Origin of the sequence: Mesorhizobium sp. M0522, from assembly GCF_040321085.1 — a bacterium.
Taxonomy (GTDB): Bacteria; Pseudomonadota; Alphaproteobacteria; order Rhizobiales; family Rhizobiaceae; genus Mesorhizobium.
Genome location: NZ_JAMYQW010000022.1, coordinates 80,613 through 95,522, shown reverse-complemented (window position 1 = coordinate 95,522; position 14,910 = coordinate 80,613). Strand labels below are relative to the sequence as shown.

Annotated in this window: 16 protein-coding genes; 9 read left to right on the top strand and 7 right to left on the bottom strand. The window is 59.5% G+C overall.

The features are described 5' to 3' along the window. Positions 1 to 534 precede the first annotated feature (534 nt). The 5 genes from NKI58_RS22200 (at position 535) to NKI58_RS22180 (ending at position 4,827) form a co-directional block, all read left to right on the top strand. The gene (locus NKI58_RS22200; RefSeq protein WP_352594991.1) at positions 535 to 1,674 is read left to right on the top strand and encodes an FIST N-terminal domain-containing protein; all 1,140 of its coding nucleotides are present in this window, start codon (positions 535 to 537) and stop codon (positions 1,672 to 1,674) included. Between the two features lie 10 nt (positions 1,675 to 1,684). Beyond that, positions 1,685 to 3,025, top strand: a complete 1,341-nt coding sequence (locus NKI58_RS22195; protein WP_352594988.1) for an ATP-binding response regulator — start codon at positions 1,685 to 1,687, stop codon at positions 3,023 to 3,025. Further along, positions 3,022 to 3,270 carry a hypothetical protein gene (locus NKI58_RS22190; RefSeq protein ID WP_352853756.1) on the top strand — a complete coding sequence of 83 codons (249 nt, stop codon included), beginning with the start codon at positions 3,022 to 3,024 and terminating at the stop codon, positions 3,268 to 3,270. Before NKI58_RS22195 ends, NKI58_RS22190 begins: the two co-directional genes overlap by 4 nt. Before the next feature lie 590 nt (positions 3,271 to 3,860). After that, positions 3,861 to 4,445, top strand: coding sequence for a nucleoside diphosphate kinase regulator (gene rnk, locus NKI58_RS22185; protein ID WP_352594986.1), 585 nt, complete (start codon positions 3,861 to 3,863; stop codon positions 4,443 to 4,445). A gap of 160 nt (positions 4,446 to 4,605) precedes the next feature. Then, entirely contained in the window at positions 4,606 to 4,827 is a 222-nt protein-coding gene (locus NKI58_RS22180; RefSeq protein ID WP_352594984.1) for a GreA/GreB family elongation factor, read from the top strand. Between the two features lie 162 nt (positions 4,828 to 4,989). On the opposite strand, the gene NKI58_RS22175 is transcribed toward NKI58_RS22180, so the two are convergent. Together NKI58_RS22175 and NKI58_RS22170 are read right to left on the bottom strand one after the other, a co-directional pair. After that, a complete protein-coding gene (locus NKI58_RS22175; protein ID WP_352595032.1) occupies positions 4,990 to 5,535 on the bottom strand; it encodes a DUF488 domain-containing protein in 546 nt (181 codons plus the stop codon). Between the two features lie 67 nt (positions 5,536 to 5,602). Next, complete coding sequence (locus NKI58_RS22170; RefSeq protein WP_352594982.1) at positions 5,603 to 6,535, bottom strand: LysR family transcriptional regulator; 933 nt, start codon at positions 6,533 to 6,535, stop codon at positions 5,603 to 5,605. A gap of 31 nt (positions 6,536 to 6,566) precedes the next feature. Here NKI58_RS22170 and NKI58_RS22165 point away from each other — a divergent pair, with 31 nt between their 5' ends. From NKI58_RS22165 to NKI58_RS22155, 3 genes are all read left to right on the top strand, one after another. Next, positions 6,567 to 7,241 (top strand): 5-formyltetrahydrofolate cyclo-ligase, encoded by a 675-nt coding sequence (locus tag NKI58_RS22165; protein ID WP_352827874.1) that lies wholly within the window; start codon positions 6,567 to 6,569, stop codon positions 7,239 to 7,241. A gap of 102 nt (positions 7,242 to 7,343) precedes the next feature. Beyond that, a complete protein-coding gene (gene ctaD / locus NKI58_RS22160) occupies positions 7,344 to 8,939 on the top strand; it encodes a cytochrome c oxidase subunit I (protein ID WP_352594977.1) in 1,596 nt (531 codons plus the stop codon). A gap of 49 nt (positions 8,940 to 8,988) precedes the next feature. Beyond that, the gene (locus tag NKI58_RS22155) at positions 8,989 to 9,609 is read left to right on the top strand and encodes a Tim44/TimA family putative adaptor protein (protein ID WP_352594974.1); all 621 of its coding nucleotides are present in this window, start codon (positions 8,989 to 8,991) and stop codon (positions 9,607 to 9,609) included. 194 nt (positions 9,610 to 9,803) lie between these two features. Here the strand turns inward: NKI58_RS22155 and NKI58_RS22150 are convergent, their stop codons facing one another. The 5 genes from NKI58_RS22150 to NKI58_RS22130 all read right to left on the bottom strand — a co-directional run bounded on the left by NKI58_RS22150 (position 9,804) and on the right by NKI58_RS22130 (position 13,702). Continuing rightward, complete coding sequence (locus NKI58_RS22150; protein WP_352594971.1) at positions 9,804 to 10,181, bottom strand: hypothetical protein; 378 nt, start codon at positions 10,179 to 10,181, stop codon at positions 9,804 to 9,806. 180 nt (positions 10,182 to 10,361) lie between these two features. Then, the gene (locus tag NKI58_RS22145; RefSeq protein ID WP_352594968.1) at positions 10,362 to 10,658 is read right to left on the bottom strand and encodes a hypothetical protein; all 297 of its coding nucleotides are present in this window, start codon (positions 10,656 to 10,658) and stop codon (positions 10,362 to 10,364) included. 79 nt (positions 10,659 to 10,737) lie between these two features. Then, positions 10,738 to 12,273, bottom strand: coding sequence for an FAD-dependent oxidoreductase (locus NKI58_RS22140; protein WP_352784987.1), 1,536 nt, complete (start codon positions 12,271 to 12,273; stop codon positions 10,738 to 10,740). A gap of 254 nt (positions 12,274 to 12,527) precedes the next feature. Then, the gene (gene fsa, locus NKI58_RS22135; protein WP_352594963.1) at positions 12,528 to 13,184 is read right to left on the bottom strand and encodes a fructose-6-phosphate aldolase; all 657 of its coding nucleotides are present in this window, start codon (positions 13,182 to 13,184) and stop codon (positions 12,528 to 12,530) included. Positions 13,185 to 13,330: 146 nt separating this feature from the next. Continuing rightward, positions 13,331 to 13,702 carry a DUF488 domain-containing protein gene (locus NKI58_RS22130; RefSeq protein ID WP_352594961.1) on the bottom strand — a complete coding sequence of 124 codons (372 nt, stop codon included), beginning with the start codon at positions 13,700 to 13,702 and terminating at the stop codon, positions 13,331 to 13,333. 339 nt (positions 13,703 to 14,041) lie between these two features. Between NKI58_RS22130 and NKI58_RS22125 the strand changes: the two genes are divergently transcribed. Further along, positions 14,042 to 14,893 carry a LysR family transcriptional regulator gene (locus tag NKI58_RS22125; RefSeq protein ID WP_352594959.1) on the top strand — a complete coding sequence of 284 codons (852 nt, stop codon included), beginning with the start codon at positions 14,042 to 14,044 and terminating at the stop codon, positions 14,891 to 14,893. Positions 14,894 to 14,910: the final 17 nt, after the last annotated feature.

Sequence of the window (14,910 nt, the reverse complement as noted above, 5' to 3'; positions counted from 1 at the left end):
GCGGCGAGCGACGAGCCCGGCCAGGGCCTCGGCTTCGGTGCCGCGCAACGGGCACTTGCCGCTTGCTCGACCCAACGAAGGCAGCGTTACAGCAGCATCGGTGGTGTCGGTCCTGGCCCGCTTGCCGAGCGCATTGGCGTAGGCTGTCACCTGCCCCGGATTGACCACGACAACCGCCAGGCTAGACTGGCACCCTGGCCAAAGCGGCAACGGCTAAGCGCGATATCCTGCCCCATTCTTGGCACGTCGAGCCTGCCAGCCGTGATCCGTGGACATTCGCCTGCGGCAAATTCAGCTCGGCCTTCGTTGCACGGATGGCGGTGCGATGCGGCCTTTCGTCTGCGACTGGCTGCGCGGACGCCGTCAAACGGCAGAAAGTTCAAATCCATCATGTTGGCTCATTGCCAAAGCACCGCTTCAAGACAACAATGACCTCGACGCCGGCGCGCCAGACGCGCACAAAAAGAGCGTTGGAGGAAATGGAGGAGGAAGCCGCTGGCCAAGTCACGGACGCGCTATGCATGCGGCGTTTCGGTGCTCACCACCGACGAATCTGACGCGGATGCGTTCGCCCGGGCGGTGGCAGCGGAAGCAGCGGCCATTGACGCCGGGTTTGCCCTCCTGTTTTTCTCGCAGAGCCTCATAGAGGCCGTCGCCCTGTCGGAAGCGCTGAAGACCCACGCGCCGGCGCTCCACTATGCCGGCTGCTCGACAGCCGGTGAGATAACGCCCAAGGGGCTGGAGGAAGGCCAGATCCTGGCTATGCTGCTTCCCTCCGTATCGTTTTCGGCAGCCAGCACCATGGTCGAAAATCTGTCCTCATCGGGCATGGACGGGATTACCGGCGAAGTCGAGGCGCTGAGGCGTTCGTTACACGAGCGCCTCGGGCACGAGCGAGCCGACACCACTTTCGCGCTCTGCTTGATCGACGGCCTGTCTTATGCCGAAGAAGCGGTGACTTCCGCCATCCATTGGGGGCTCGACGACATCCCACTGATCGGCGGGTCGGCTGGCGATGATTTGAAATTCGAGACAACGCGGCTGATCTCGAACGGCAAAGTGACCTCCGACAGCGCCATCATCGTGCTGATCACCACGGAAATTCCTTTCCACGTGTTCAAGACCGACAATTTCGTTCCCACCGACGAGAAGCTGGTAGTGACGGCATCCGATCCCGACCACCGCATCGTGCGCGAATTCAACGCCACCATTGCCGCCGAGGAATATGCCGCCTCGGTCGGCGTCGTCGCGCAGATGCTGACGCCACTGAGTTTTGCCTCGCACCCGGTGGTGGTGAAAGTCGGCGGCGAATTTTACTGCCGTTCAATCCAGAAGATGCATGCGGACGGCTCGCTGTCGTTCTTCTGCGCCATCGACGATGGTGTCGTGCTTGCCGTCGCCCAGCCTAAGGACATGGTCGAGGCGACCCGCGCCGCCCTCAGCGACGTCAGCGAAAGGCTTGGCGGCATCGACCTGATCCTCGGTTTCGACTGCGTGCTGCGCCGGCTCGACGCGCGCAATCGGCAGGTTTATCGCGAGATTTCGGAACTCTACAAGGTCAACAACGTCCTCGGCTTCGGCACCTATGGCGAACAGTACCGTTCGATGCATCTGAACCAGACCTTCACCGGCATCGCCTTCGGCGAACGCAAGGCGGCCGAAGCGGCAGAGTAGGAAATCCGGGATGCCGCTCAGGAACATCGACGACCTGGAAAGGCTGAAGAAGATCAACGCCGCGCTGATCAGCCGCGTCGAGCGTTCCATGGACCAGCAAGGCAATGCCTTTTCGCTGTTCCAGACCGCCATTTCGCTCGAGAGCCGGGTGCGCAGCCGCACCGAAGAGCTGCATTCGACCTTGCGCCGGCTGGAGCAGTCGAACATCGACTTGAACGCAGCCAAGGAAAACGCCGAGCTGGCGAACCTATCCAAGACCAGGTTCCTGGCGGCCGCCAGCCATGACGTGCTGCAGCCGCTGAACGCCGCGCATCTGTCGGTCTCGGCGCTTGCCGAAGTACAGTCCAGCGAGGAAGGCAGAAAGCTGGTCCGCCAGGTCGAGCGATCGCTGGAGACGATGGAGGACCTGCTCCGCACCTTGCTCGACATTTCCAAGCTCGATGCCGGCGTCGTGCAGCCCGACATCACCGATGTCAGCCTGGAGACGCTGTTTTCGTCTCTGCGCTCGGATTTTCAGCCGGTTGCGGAGATGAAGGGGCTGACGCTGAAGTTCCGGCCGGTCAATGCGCTCGTTCGTTCGGACCGAACCTTGCTGCGCCGCATCCTGCAGAACATCCTGTCCAATGCACTGCGCTATACCCGCTCGGGCGGCGTGTTGGTCGGCACCAGGCATCGCGGCGACACGATCCGCATCGATGTCGCCGATACCGGCTGCGGCATCCCCGACGACCAGCGCGAGGCGGTGTTCGAGGAATTCCATCGCGGCGTGATCCCGACGGATGCCGGGCTTGCCGCCGGCGGGCTGGGGTTGGGGCTGGCCATCGTGCGCCGCATCGCCGCGGCCCTCGGCCATCCCGTCACGTTTTCGTCGAAGGTCGGACATGGCACGATTTTCCATATCGACGTTCCGGTCGGGATCGGCGACACGGCCGATCCAATCGCCAGCACCGTCGACATGGAGCGGCCGCGCGGCTACGGTCTGTTCGGCACAAGGGTGCTGCTGGTCGAGAACGACATCGACGTGCTGCAGGCGATGACCTCCCTGCTCGAGCGCTGGCAATGCCTGGTGCGCCCCGCCACCTCGACCGGTGACGCGCTCGATTTGCTTGGCGATACCGACTGGTTGCCAGATATTGTCATAGCCGACCAGCATCTCGACGGCGGCGACCTCGGCACCACCACAATCGCTGAGGTCCGTGATTATCTCGGTCGCGCCGTGCCGGCCCTCATCGTCACCGCCGACGGCTCGGAAAATGTCGCCAAGGCCGCCCGCGCCGCCGGCATCGAGCTGATGCGCAAGCCGCTGAAGCCGGCCCAACTGAGGGCGTTGCTGGCACATCTGCTGGCTTGAACTGGTCGTATCTTCCCAGCACACGGGTCACCACTGGTGCTCAATGCCGTGCCGCGCGCGCGCTGGTCGAATGGACCCGTGAAAAGCTCTCCGGCAATTCGGCCGTGGATGCGTTGATCATCGAAGAATTCGAGCGCGGATCAGCCTTCCCGACCAGGATGTCTGCGGCACGCTGCAGACCGCGCTTGAAAACGCAGGCGCCGTTTTCATTGCCGAGAACGGCGACGGTATCGGCGTTCGTCTGAACTGAACCGCTCGGAGGTCAGGCGGATCGGCGTTCTGGAGAATGAGGGCGGCATCGTCGGAACGGACGCCGCTCCATAGGATTGAGGTCTTCGGGGGTCAATGAATTCACGGTCGCAGCCGATCGCTGGACAATCCAGAATCGGCATCGGCTTGACAGTGCAAACAAGAAGGGTGGCCCTCAATGCCGGTTATCTGGAACGATCTCACCGAAGAGGAGCAAACGGCACTCAAGAGAATGAACCGCGGACCTTACCCATCTCTATCGAAAGTCTTGGCCGAACGGCTTGTCTTCCTCGGATTGGCGGAAGAAAGACCGAGCGGGACCGGGATAAACAGGGCCGGAAGAGAGCTGGTGATAACTACGCTGCTTGGTGCTCGCCCTGACTAACTTGGGGTTGATGCCCGCCAAGGTGCACCGAGGTGGCTGGCTTGACTTCCCGGATTGCTTCACCAACTATGGTCTTATGAACGCCGCAGTCAAAATTCATCGCGATTTTCTTTTCCGGGTTTGTCCCATAGCGGGAATGTAGCCCCCGGCTCAGTTGCCATACGCCCTGAGCCGAGGGGGCGATGCGTTAATCCACATGGCATGATCCGCAGGGGCGCGAGCTTCTGGAGCATCGGCGTTTTCAGCAAGTTTTTCCACGAATTGACTCAGTTCCGGCACCCTTGGTGGGCGGCTGGTCCGGGCAGAAGCACGAGTATTCAAGTGCAAGACAACACGAAAACCCGGCGCAAGCCGAACATCCGCATCTCGCAGTCGGATCATGCGCGTCTATCGGCGATTGCGAGCACTGTGGCTGTACGAAATCCGGAAGCTTCCGATGAACTGCTCGCCGAACTCGAGCGGGCGCGTATCGTCGCCGATGGTTCGGTCTCCGCTGACACCGTCCAGATGGGTTCGTCGGTGACGTTCAAGCCCGATACGGGCGACGCGAAAACAGTCACGCTGGTTTTTCCCGCCGATGCGGATATCTCCGAAAACAAGGTTTCAATCCTCACGCCGATCGGCACGGCGCTGATCGGACTCTCGACCGGACAATCAATTACGTGGATCGCACGCGACGGGCGCCTGCACGAACTTTGCGTGCTTGCCGTGAGCCAGCCCGCTCTGCAAGGCGAGACAGCCGATCGGCGCGCACCAGCGTCTTCGACGATTGCGGCGGGCATCTAGGTATGGGCGTTTCCTTCCGTCTCCTCAATCATGCAGGCAGCCTAATCGCGGGAGTCTGACCCCTGCGCCGGCCTATCCAAGTCCGGCACAGGGTAGCTTTCCACACCCGATCAATCGCTTGATGCCGTATCCCGTTTCATGGGCCGGCTGGAGACGCACCATGCCCACTATCGATAGCTGCCAACTGACCACTAAGGGCTACACCATTCTTGAGGTGATGCGGGAACGCCATCCGGCCCGCAGCGAAATCCTCTCGACTATCCTTGACCGGAAGATTTCGAGCGCGGTTATAATGTTTCGGGATGACATTCCCGCAACCGTCGTGACGCTCAGCAGCCGCGTGGCTTATCGGGTAAAGAAGCCGCAAGGCGCGAAAGATTGAAGCTGGCAGGGGGTGTAGAGCCGGGCTCGTCGCGACCGGACGGACCGGTTCTCCGCGTCGTCCATCGTTCGGAGGAACTGCAGGACAAAGCGGAGAACAAAGTCGTGGCGGCTTCAACACCGGTTTCAACGACCCTGGTCCATCGGCCGCCTGAGATCTCGACTATTCCGAAGGCTGTGCAGGCGGGTAGACAAGCGTTCCGTCGTCCCGTGCCTTCACGCCGTCGGTGAGTTTCGCCGGCTCGACCTTGTCATGGCCCATCAGATGAAAAACGGACTCGCCGCGGCTGATCAGGTAGTCCGCGACGATCCTTCTATGACAGCGCCACCAGAGCGTTTCCGAGCACATGATGGCGCACCGCCGCTGCCTGCCGAGGGCCACCAGCCGATCCAAGCCGCCAAGAAACTCCGCCGACAGCGCGTAGTCGGCGTAGTTGTGAAAACTCTGGTTGATCCAGAATGCGTTGAGCGTCGGTGGAATGTCGTGTGCCTTGCCGCGCAGTCCGCCAAGCTCTGCGATGTATTCATATCCGACCCCGAACGCTGCCAGGCTTTCCGTAAGCATCTCGCTGTTGAATTGCGGGTTCGCCCGCGATCGTCGAACGGTCCTGATATCGACCACCAAGGCGATCTCTCCGACCCGCAGCAGGGCGACGAATTCGGCAATCGACCGGGTCGAGTGACCGATGGTGTGGAACGGATAAGGCATGTCGGTCAATCCGTGGCGATCCATCCTTCCAGGCACGCGAACCGTGGCTTCACGCTTGGAGGGACGATCATTTCACAACTTGCTTCAATCCACGTAGCGCTTCCTGCACGTCGGCTCGCGCCTCGCTTGCTTCCGGATACACGGCATAGGCCGGATAGGTGAATTCCGGCGCGCCTTCCACGACCTCCAGCTGCCCCGCCTCGATATGGGGAGCTGCGGCGCCCCTGCGAAAATAACCCATTCCGCCGGCGCGCAGAATGTAGCTCAGTCCAAGCGGCCCAAGGCCGACCATCAATCCCGGCTCGCCGAAGGCAGAAGAACTCGCATCATGCTGGGCCGCAAACAGCGGCCCCCAGTCGACATAGACATAGTCCTTGGAGCCGACCGGTCCCCCCTCTCTGTCCGTGGTCCGAACCAGAACGAGCTGCTCTTCGACGAGAAGCTCTACCCTGAAACCCGGTAGCAGCTTCGGCGCATAGAGCACCGCAATGTCCAGAACCCCAGTCCTCAGTTGCTCGAGGAGCTGGTCCGGCACGCCGACTTGGGCTTGGATGGCGATTTCCGGCCTGGCCTTCTTCATCCAGACCAGCCAGTCGAGCAGTAGTGGGTTCCATAAGCTGAGCTCTCCGCCCAAGGCAACGACGCTTGTCCGTCCCGATGGGATGGCGAACTGGTGCCGTGCCCGTTCCCAGATTTGCACGAATGACTGGGCGAACCGCTCGAACTCCCGGCCCGCCGGCGTCAGCTGCGCGCCATTGCGGTTGCGGATAAAGAGCTGACGTCCGAGCTCTTCTTCCAGCGTGCGTATCCGCGCGCTTACCGTGGTCTGGGTGACGTGGAGCCGGTCGGCGGCTTTCAGAAAGCTGCCGGAAGGAACGATTTCCAAAAACGTGCGAGCGCGGTCGATGTCCATTCTGGCTTTCGGTTCAGTGCAATATTCTTGCATCAATACAGCATTTAATTCCATTTGCCTTCCTGTTTTACGCAGCGCACCGTCCATGAGAGCGAGATGGTTTCCACTGCAACGGTCAATGGAGCGCGCAATGTCTGATCAGGAAGATGTTTCCCTGGAAACGCGAGAGTACGCCTCTCCTCCGTGCTTCATGCACGAACTTGTTCCAGGATGCGGCATCGACTCGGTTGTGCAGGAAGCCTGGCCGGATGTCTGTCGATGGCGCAAGGCGGAACGCAAGCGTCTGATCGATGGGCGTCTTGCGGTCGACGCCGACGAACGCAATGCGAGGTCTTTGCGTATCGCTTCCGCTCTCGATCTGGCTGTTGGCCGGGTGAGTGGGCGGATCGTCAGCGGCTATTGGCCATTCCGCGGTGAGCCGGATCTACGCAACTGGGCGATAAAGGTGATCGAGCGCGGCGGGCGGATTGCGCTTCCGGTCGTCATCAAGAAAGGCTGGCCGCTGGAGTTTCGTGTCTGGGGACCGGGAGACCCTCTGGAACGCGGCATCTGGAACATTCTTGTCCCGTCACACGGTCCATCGGTCCAACCAGATGTGGTCGTCGCGCCCGTTGTCGGTTTCGACCAGGCCAATTATCGCTTGGGTTATGGCGGCGGCTTCTTCGACCGGACCCTGGCGGCCGCGCCGAAGCGGCCTCTCGTCATCGGCGTCGGCTACGCGGGCAGCAGGATCCCGACCATCTATCCGCAGCCGCACGACATTCCGATGGATGTGATCGTCACCGATGAATGAGTAAGTGCACGCAAGGCCTGATCCCCTTGTGACGGCCGATTGCAGATGCCGTCCATCGTTGAGTCGTCTTGCCTGCCAACAGTGAAGAGCAGGAAGCACATCATGTCTAATCCAGCCACGGCCTTGGACGATCACAAGCCCCGATTTGTCGTCAGGTGGCTGTTCTCCACCAACCACAAGGATATCGGGACGCTTTACCTGCTGTTCTCGATCATGGCCGGGGTTTTCGGTACAGCGCTTTCCGTGTTGATCCGCATGGAGTTGCAGGAGCCGGGCCTGCAGATATTTGGCGATCCGGGGGTCTTCAACGTCGTCGTCAGTGCCCACGGGCTGGTCATGATCTTTTTCGTCCTCATGCCGGCACTGATTGGTGGCTTCGGCAACTGGATGGTGCCGATCATGATTGGCGCCCCCGATATGGCCTTTCCGCGCTTAAACAACATCTCATTCTGGCTGCTGGTGATGTCATTCATCCTTTTCATCACCTCAATGTTCGTTCCAGGAGCGCCCGGCACGCTTGGCCATGGCGGCGGCTGGACGCTCTACCCGCCCTTGTCGACTGATGGCCAGCCAGGCCCCGCGGTCGACCTCGTCATTCTGTCAATCCACCTTTCGGGTGCCTCCTCAATCCTTGGCGCTATCAACTTCATCACCACCATCTTCAATATGCGCGCGCCTGGCATGACGATGCACAAGATGCCTTTGTTCGCCTGGTCGATGCTGGTTACTGCCTTCATGCTTCTAATGTCGCTGCCGGTGCTCGCCGGCGCCATCACCATGCTTTTGACCGATCGCAATTTCGGCACGACCTTCTTCGCGCCCTCCGGCGGCGGTGATCCGATCCTCTACCAGCATCTGTTCTGGTTCTTCGGCCATCCCGAAGTCTACATCATGATCCTTCCCGGCTTCGGCATCATCAGCCATGTCATCTCGAACTTCGCCAGAAAGCCGATCTTCGGCTATCTCGGCATGGCCTACGCGATGGTGGCGATCGCCGCGATCGGCTTCATCGTGTGGGCGCATCATATGTATACGACCGGCCTGTCCGTGGACACCCAGCGTTACTTCGCCTTCGCCTCGATGGTCATCGCCGTTCCAACCGGCGTAAAGGTGTTTTCGTGGCTGGCGACTATGTGGGGAGGATCGATAGAGTTCAAGACACCGATGCTGTGGGCTCTCGGTTTCGTGCTGCTGTTCACCATCGGGGGCGTCACCGGCATCATGGTTGCAAACCCTGGTATCGACCGCGTGTATCACGACACCTATTTTGTGGTCGCTCATTTTCATTATGTGCTGTCTTTGGGCGCGGTCTTCGCCATCTTCGCCGGCTTCTACTACTGGTTTCCGAAGATGACCGGCTACATGTACAACGAAACGATGGGCAAGCTGCATTTCTGGGTCATGTTCATTGGCGTCAACCTGGCTTTTTTCCCGCAGCATTTTCTCGGCATGGCCGGCATGCCGCGACGCTATGCCGACTACCCCGACGCTTTCGCCGGCTGGAATTTTGTCTCGTCGATCGGGTCCTACATTTCAACGGCCGGCCTTATCGTCTTCTTCATCACGGTAGCGGAAGCCTTCAGCCGCAAACGTCAGGCTGGCGCCAATCCATGGGGCGAAGGGGCGACCACCCTCGAATGGCTGCTGCCGTCGCCGCCACCCTTCCACCAATGGGAAAAGCTGCCGCGCATTATCTAACACTCGCCTCCAGTTCCAAATCGGCGTCTGTTATTGTCGGGAGAACGTCATGAACGAGACCACAGATCCAAACAACCAGATCCTGCTCGTAGCAATCGTCGCGTTTTATTGGGCACTACTGGGATGTTGGGACCAACTGCTGCCGCGCTCGGGCGAAGACAAGACCAAGCGGGGCGACGCCGTGACTGAGCAACGAAGCGGCGTTGCCGATTATAGTTCATCGGCGGGCCAGCCCGTGGATGTGATCCGGGACATCGATCCCAATTTTGACCTGGCGGCGTTTCTGGCCGGCGCCAGGACGGCTTATGAAGTTATCCTGCAGGCCTACGCAGATGGCGACATCCAAACGTTTAAACGCCTTGTCGGGCCGGAAGTGCTTGAGACCTTCGAACGAACGATTGCCGGGCGCCGGGATCGGGAAGAGACGCTGCAGCTGACCCTCATCGGCATGAGTGAAGCAAAAGTCATCGACGCTCTTGAGGAGAATGGCACCGTAGAGATCGCCGTTCGCTTCGTTTCCGAGGTGGTCAGTGTCACCTGTTCAGCCAACGACTCGGTCGTCGCTGGCGATCCCAAGCTGATTGTTGAGGTGATCGATACGTGGACGTTCGCCCGCGAAACCCAGTCAACGAAGCGCGACTGGATGTTGATCGCCACCGAGGGCGACTAACGCAATCAATTCGAGATGACACGGTTCAGTCGGCCATTTTCAAGCAGCGAGCGGGTAGCACTGCCGGAAATCTACTCTCTGAACTGCTAGAATGCGAAAGTCGGTTCTAAATATACCAGCACCGAGCACAGCCCAAGGCATTGCAGACGCGCCTCTTCTCGCGCAATCCGCAAGGCTGGCTGCTTCGTGGGCCACTACATCTCAATCAGGACGTAGGCGACACCAAAGACAATGCTCATCAGAACACCAAACCATGCCCACCCCTTCAATGCGGCGCGCACGTCCTCAGGCTCAGCGCCTTTCTGGTTGTCGTGTCGTCCATAATCAGATCCAGGTTTGTAGATGGCTACTTCGTACAAAATCAATAAAGGGTGGCAACCCCAATCCTCCTCGCAAAGCGTTCGCGCGAGATTCGTGCTCTTATCTTTCTTCGAGAACGGCAACGGCCGTTTACATCGCATCTTATAATTTGACGCGGACAGGGCAAAACCACACTTGCAGACGCGCAAGCTAGACAAGCTCGAGAATTTCTTGCACAAGGTCCGTCTGGTCTGTTGATTATGCTGGAACATCTATCCAGCCTGAGACGTCCTCGCCCGTGCCAAGATCGCATCGAGTTATAGCAGACGTCCCGTGGCGAAAAGCGGCTTCCCAACGCGGCAAGCCGGAGGCCTGCTCTGCAATATTCAAAAAGTCATGACGATCATTGTAGCAGGAGTCCGCCGGCCGGTGTGGTCGCAAAGGTTCCTTCCCTACTCGAACATGATCCGAGCGGCGCCTCTTTTGGCGAGCAACATTCTCCGAGCTTCCTGGATCCGCTCAGCCTGTTGTTTGGTATATGGACCCATCGGCCGGGTCTTTTCATCGCCGCGACGAACACGGCAATACCAGCGGCCGCTGTCCGAGAAGATTTCAACCAGGGTCGGTGCATCATTAGCCGCCTGCTTGGCGACCTCGTCGACGAATTTCACGATCTTTGAATAACGCTGGACGGGAGCAAGCGTGTCCAAGCCACTGGTGATACCTAGTTCCTGCTGCACTGTGGACATAGTCGAACTCCTTTCAGTCACAACCAACATTCCGCTTCGCCCTTCTGAGTCTGAATGCGCGTTTTTTCGGAAGCCGAAGCTAGCTTGCCATTTGGCGCTCCATTTCCACCTCGGCCTCCAGACTTTCAACGTCGCGGAAGATCGAGGCGACAGCCAGCGTGCGCCCTTCTCGTTTGAAGCGGAGCAGGCAATCTTTGGCGCCAATGTCACCGTCCACCGCGATCTCGTCCCATTGTCCGGCATGGCCGACATAGTTTATGGAAACATCGTAGTGCTGGCTCCAAAAGAACGGCACGGCCACGAACTTCTCGCGATGGCCGAGCATGTTGAGCGCCGCGGTTTGCCCCTGCCTCTCGGCAACCACCCAATGCTCGACCCGAATGTTCTCGCCACTGTGAGGATCTGGCCACCTCGCAATGTCGCCGGCGGCGAATATCCCTGGTGCGCTCGTCTCCAGAAGCGCGTTCACAACGACACCGCGATCGAGGCTAAGCCCCGCCTTTTCGGCGAGCCCGATCCGCGGTCGCACGCCGATGCCGGCCACGACCAAGTCCGCTGTCAATGTCTTGCCGCTGTTGAGTTTCACCGTCCTGCCGTCAATGCTGCTCGCGGTGTCCTCGAGATGGAAAACAATGCCGTTCTCCTCATGGAGGGCGCGGATGAAGTCGCCCATTTGCGGACCCAGGACCCGGTCCATGGGTCGCTTATCTGGCGCCACGACATGAACGTCGATGCCGCGCGAGCGCAAGGCCGCTGCAACTTCCAGGCCAATGAAACTGGCGCCAAGCACGACGGCGCCTCGCGCAGTCGTGGCTCGCTCAATGATCGCCTTGGAATCTGCGAACGAGCGCAGCGTGTGTACGTGTGGCTGGTCGGCGCCGGGTATGGTCAGGCGCATCGGTTCGGCCCCGGTTGCAAGGAGTAGCCTGTCGTAAGGAATCCTGCCTTCATCCGCGAGGACAACCTCGCGGGAATGCAGGTCGAGGCGAACGGCCTTCGTATCGAGACGCAGGTCGATGTTGTTTTTTGAATAGAACTTCCCCCCGCGGAGCGGAATCCAATCTTCCGGTGCCTTTCCGGCGAGGTAGTCCTTGGAGAGGTTCGGCCGGTCGACGGGCGGGGCTTGGTCATCGCTGATCATGACGATTCTGCCCTGGTACTGCTCGCGCCGCAGTGTTTCGGCCGCAGCAAAACCAGCCGCGCCGCCACCGACAATGACGATTTTCTCGGGAGCCTGGCCAGCGCTTCCGTCGCGCGGCTTCGGTGCCGTCCGTTTGAGTTTCTCGCCGACAAATATCCGGCCATCTCGCTGTTGCACCGACCAGCACGCGAGTGGATTGAAGGCAGGCGCTCGCAAGGCCTCGCCCGTACGCAAATCGAAGCACGCGTGATGCCAAGGACAGCGGACGGTATCCTGCACCACAAGACCATCGACAAGCGGCCCGCCGTAATGCGTGCAAGTCGCCCCGATCGCGAAGACCTCGGTCCCGCGGCGCACCAGTAGCACCTGCTCATCGCCGCAATAGCCGACTAGCTTGCCGCCATCTAGAAGGTCCGAGAACGCGATGCCCTGGATCAGATCCGGCCCGATCAATTTAGTATAGGTTTCAGCCATTTTCTTCTCCTTGGCGATTTTATACAAAATCGCCCCTAGCGGAGCGGTGCTAGGCTAATCAGCCTATGAGCGCACAAAGCCAGCGCGTCTTCGAATTCTCGATTTCGCTTCCGGGTAACGTCCGACCAGAGCGGAACCGGCTCTTCACGCGCAATTTCCTGCCATTTCGGGCGTCATGCAAACGAATTTAATCGGCAATAGAGTGCAATTTTTGTGATAGCTGCCTGCGACCTCCCCGCCCCTCCCCCGGGTGATTACAGGATCGTTTGCCCCGTCTTCCCCCAGTCGGCAAGAAAGGACTCGAGTCCCTTGTCAGTGAGTGGGTGTTTGGCAAGGTTTCTGAGTGTTGTGGGCGGCACAGTCGCGATATCGGCGCCCGCCATTGCCGCCAGTTTGACATGAAGAGGGGTGCGAATTGAGGACGCCAGGATTTCCGTCGTGAAGGATTTGTCGTTGGCGTATATCGTGCGGATTTCTCGGATCACTTCCATGCCGTCCAGACCGAGATCGTCGAGCCTGCCGACGAACGGCGAAATGAAGGTCGCGCCTGCCTTGGCTGCGAGCAGTGCCTGGTTGGCTGAAAAGCACAGTGTGACATTGACCTTGTGCCCGAGCTGACTGAGTGCCCGGCAAGCCCTGAATCCATCCCAGGTCGACGGCACCTTGACGGCTACATTGGCGGCAATGCCGGCCAAACGCTCTCCCTCGGCGATCATGCCGTCGAAGTCGGTCGCGGTGACCTCCGCTGAAACTGGGCCCTCGATCGTCTGGCAAATTTCCTTGATCACATCTCTGATCGGTCGGCCGGTCTTTGAGATAAGGGACGGGTTTGTGGTCACCCCGTCGAGAATGCCAGCGGCAGCAAGCTCGCGAATTTCAGATATATCGGCGGTATCGACAAAGAATTTCATCGTTTTCTCCTCAACTGAGCGCGCCCATCGATGATTGGATGAATTTTCTCTGGTTTGGTTCCGGAGAGACGAGTTTGTTGTCGCTGTCGTGATCGCACGCCCTATGTCTTTGAACGCAATGGCAATGCAGGAGCGACGTGACCTCTCTATCGACGTCTCAGCAAAATCTCTCTAAGGGCAACGGCGTCGTTGTGGGCCTCGTCATGAGCCGAGTAGACGAGTGTGACGGCGCCTTGCCGTATCAGGTCGCGTAGTCGGTCGAGCTCATCGCGATGCTCATGGATTTCCGCCGCATATCGCCGGCGGAATTCCTCCCAGCGTGCTGGATCGTGTCCGAACCATTGCCGAAGCTTGGTGCTTGGCGCGAGTTCTTTCATCCAATAGTCGATGGAGGCCTCGGTCTTCTTGACCCCTCGCGGCCAAAGGCGGTCTACCAACACGCGCGTGCCATCGTCGGCGGCAGGGCTCTCATATGCCCTTTTCAATTTTACTCTCTCGTGAAAGATTTTTTCGCTCATCGACGTCCTGTCCTGTCCGTCTCCGTATCGTCAACAGCGTCGAGAAGCCCGGAGAATTCTCTTCTGAGGATTGCCTCGTCGGCTGCATCCGACACGAACACGAAGATGTCGCCGCGATATCGCTCGATCCAGTGGCGGCCGGCGCCGCTGGGAATGAGCGTATCGGCGCTGCAGGTAAAAGGATGTGTGAGGATGGAGAGAGCTTGCGCCCGCTCCAACCGGCGCTGCGCAGCATCCAGCGCTAAGCTTGGTGGAATTCTTCGAGCGTAGTGCTCACACTAACTATGTGGCAAGCGAAATTGATTGACATTTAAGCGCAATTTTTATGCTATGTCCGTCATGGACATCGAGCTCGCCCGCACCTTTATCGAGATCGTATCGACCGGAAGTTTCATTCGGGCCTCGGAGCGCCTGAATGTTGCGCAGACGACGGTAAGCGCACGAATCCGCAACCTCGAGCAGCAACTGGGCCGGGCCCTTTTTGTCCGCCACAAAGGCGGAGCTTCGCTGACCCCGGCCGGCGAGCAATTTCTGCGCCACGCCCCGATGTTCGTCCAACTGTGGCAACGCACCCTTCACCAGGTTGCCGTGCCGCCGGGACGCCGGGCTGTTCTGACGGTCGGCAGCGAAGTCAGCCTTGCGCAACCTCTGCTGCTTGATTGGGTCCGATGGATGCGCGGCTCGCTTGAGGATATTGCGCTTCGAGTACACGTGGATGTGCCGCAGGATTTGATCAATCAGGTCGCGTCGGGAATGGTCGACTTAGCTATCATGTACGCGCCCCCGCACAGACCGGGTTTGAAGATCGATCTGCTTCTGGAGGAAAAGCTCGTCCTTGTGACTACCAATTCCGAAGCGCGCGTGCTGGACGAATCCGATTATGTTTATATGGATTGGGGGCCGGATTTTGGACTTCACCACGGGATGAATTTCCCGAGTGCCGCGCCGGATATTTCTTTCGATCTCGGTCCGCTCGCTCTGAACTATGTTCTTGCGACTGGCGGCTCCGGATATTTCAGAATGAATTCAGTGCAGCCTCACATTGCGGCTGGCCGGCTGCATCTTGTGCCTGAGATGCCGCAGTTCTCCTATCCGGTCTATGCGGTGCAATCGGCAAGTGCGGACGAGAGTGTAGTTGGTCCAGCGCTGACGGGATTGCATTCCGTCGCAAGCGGCGACATCAAATTCTGAGAGTTCTAGTGGAGCGT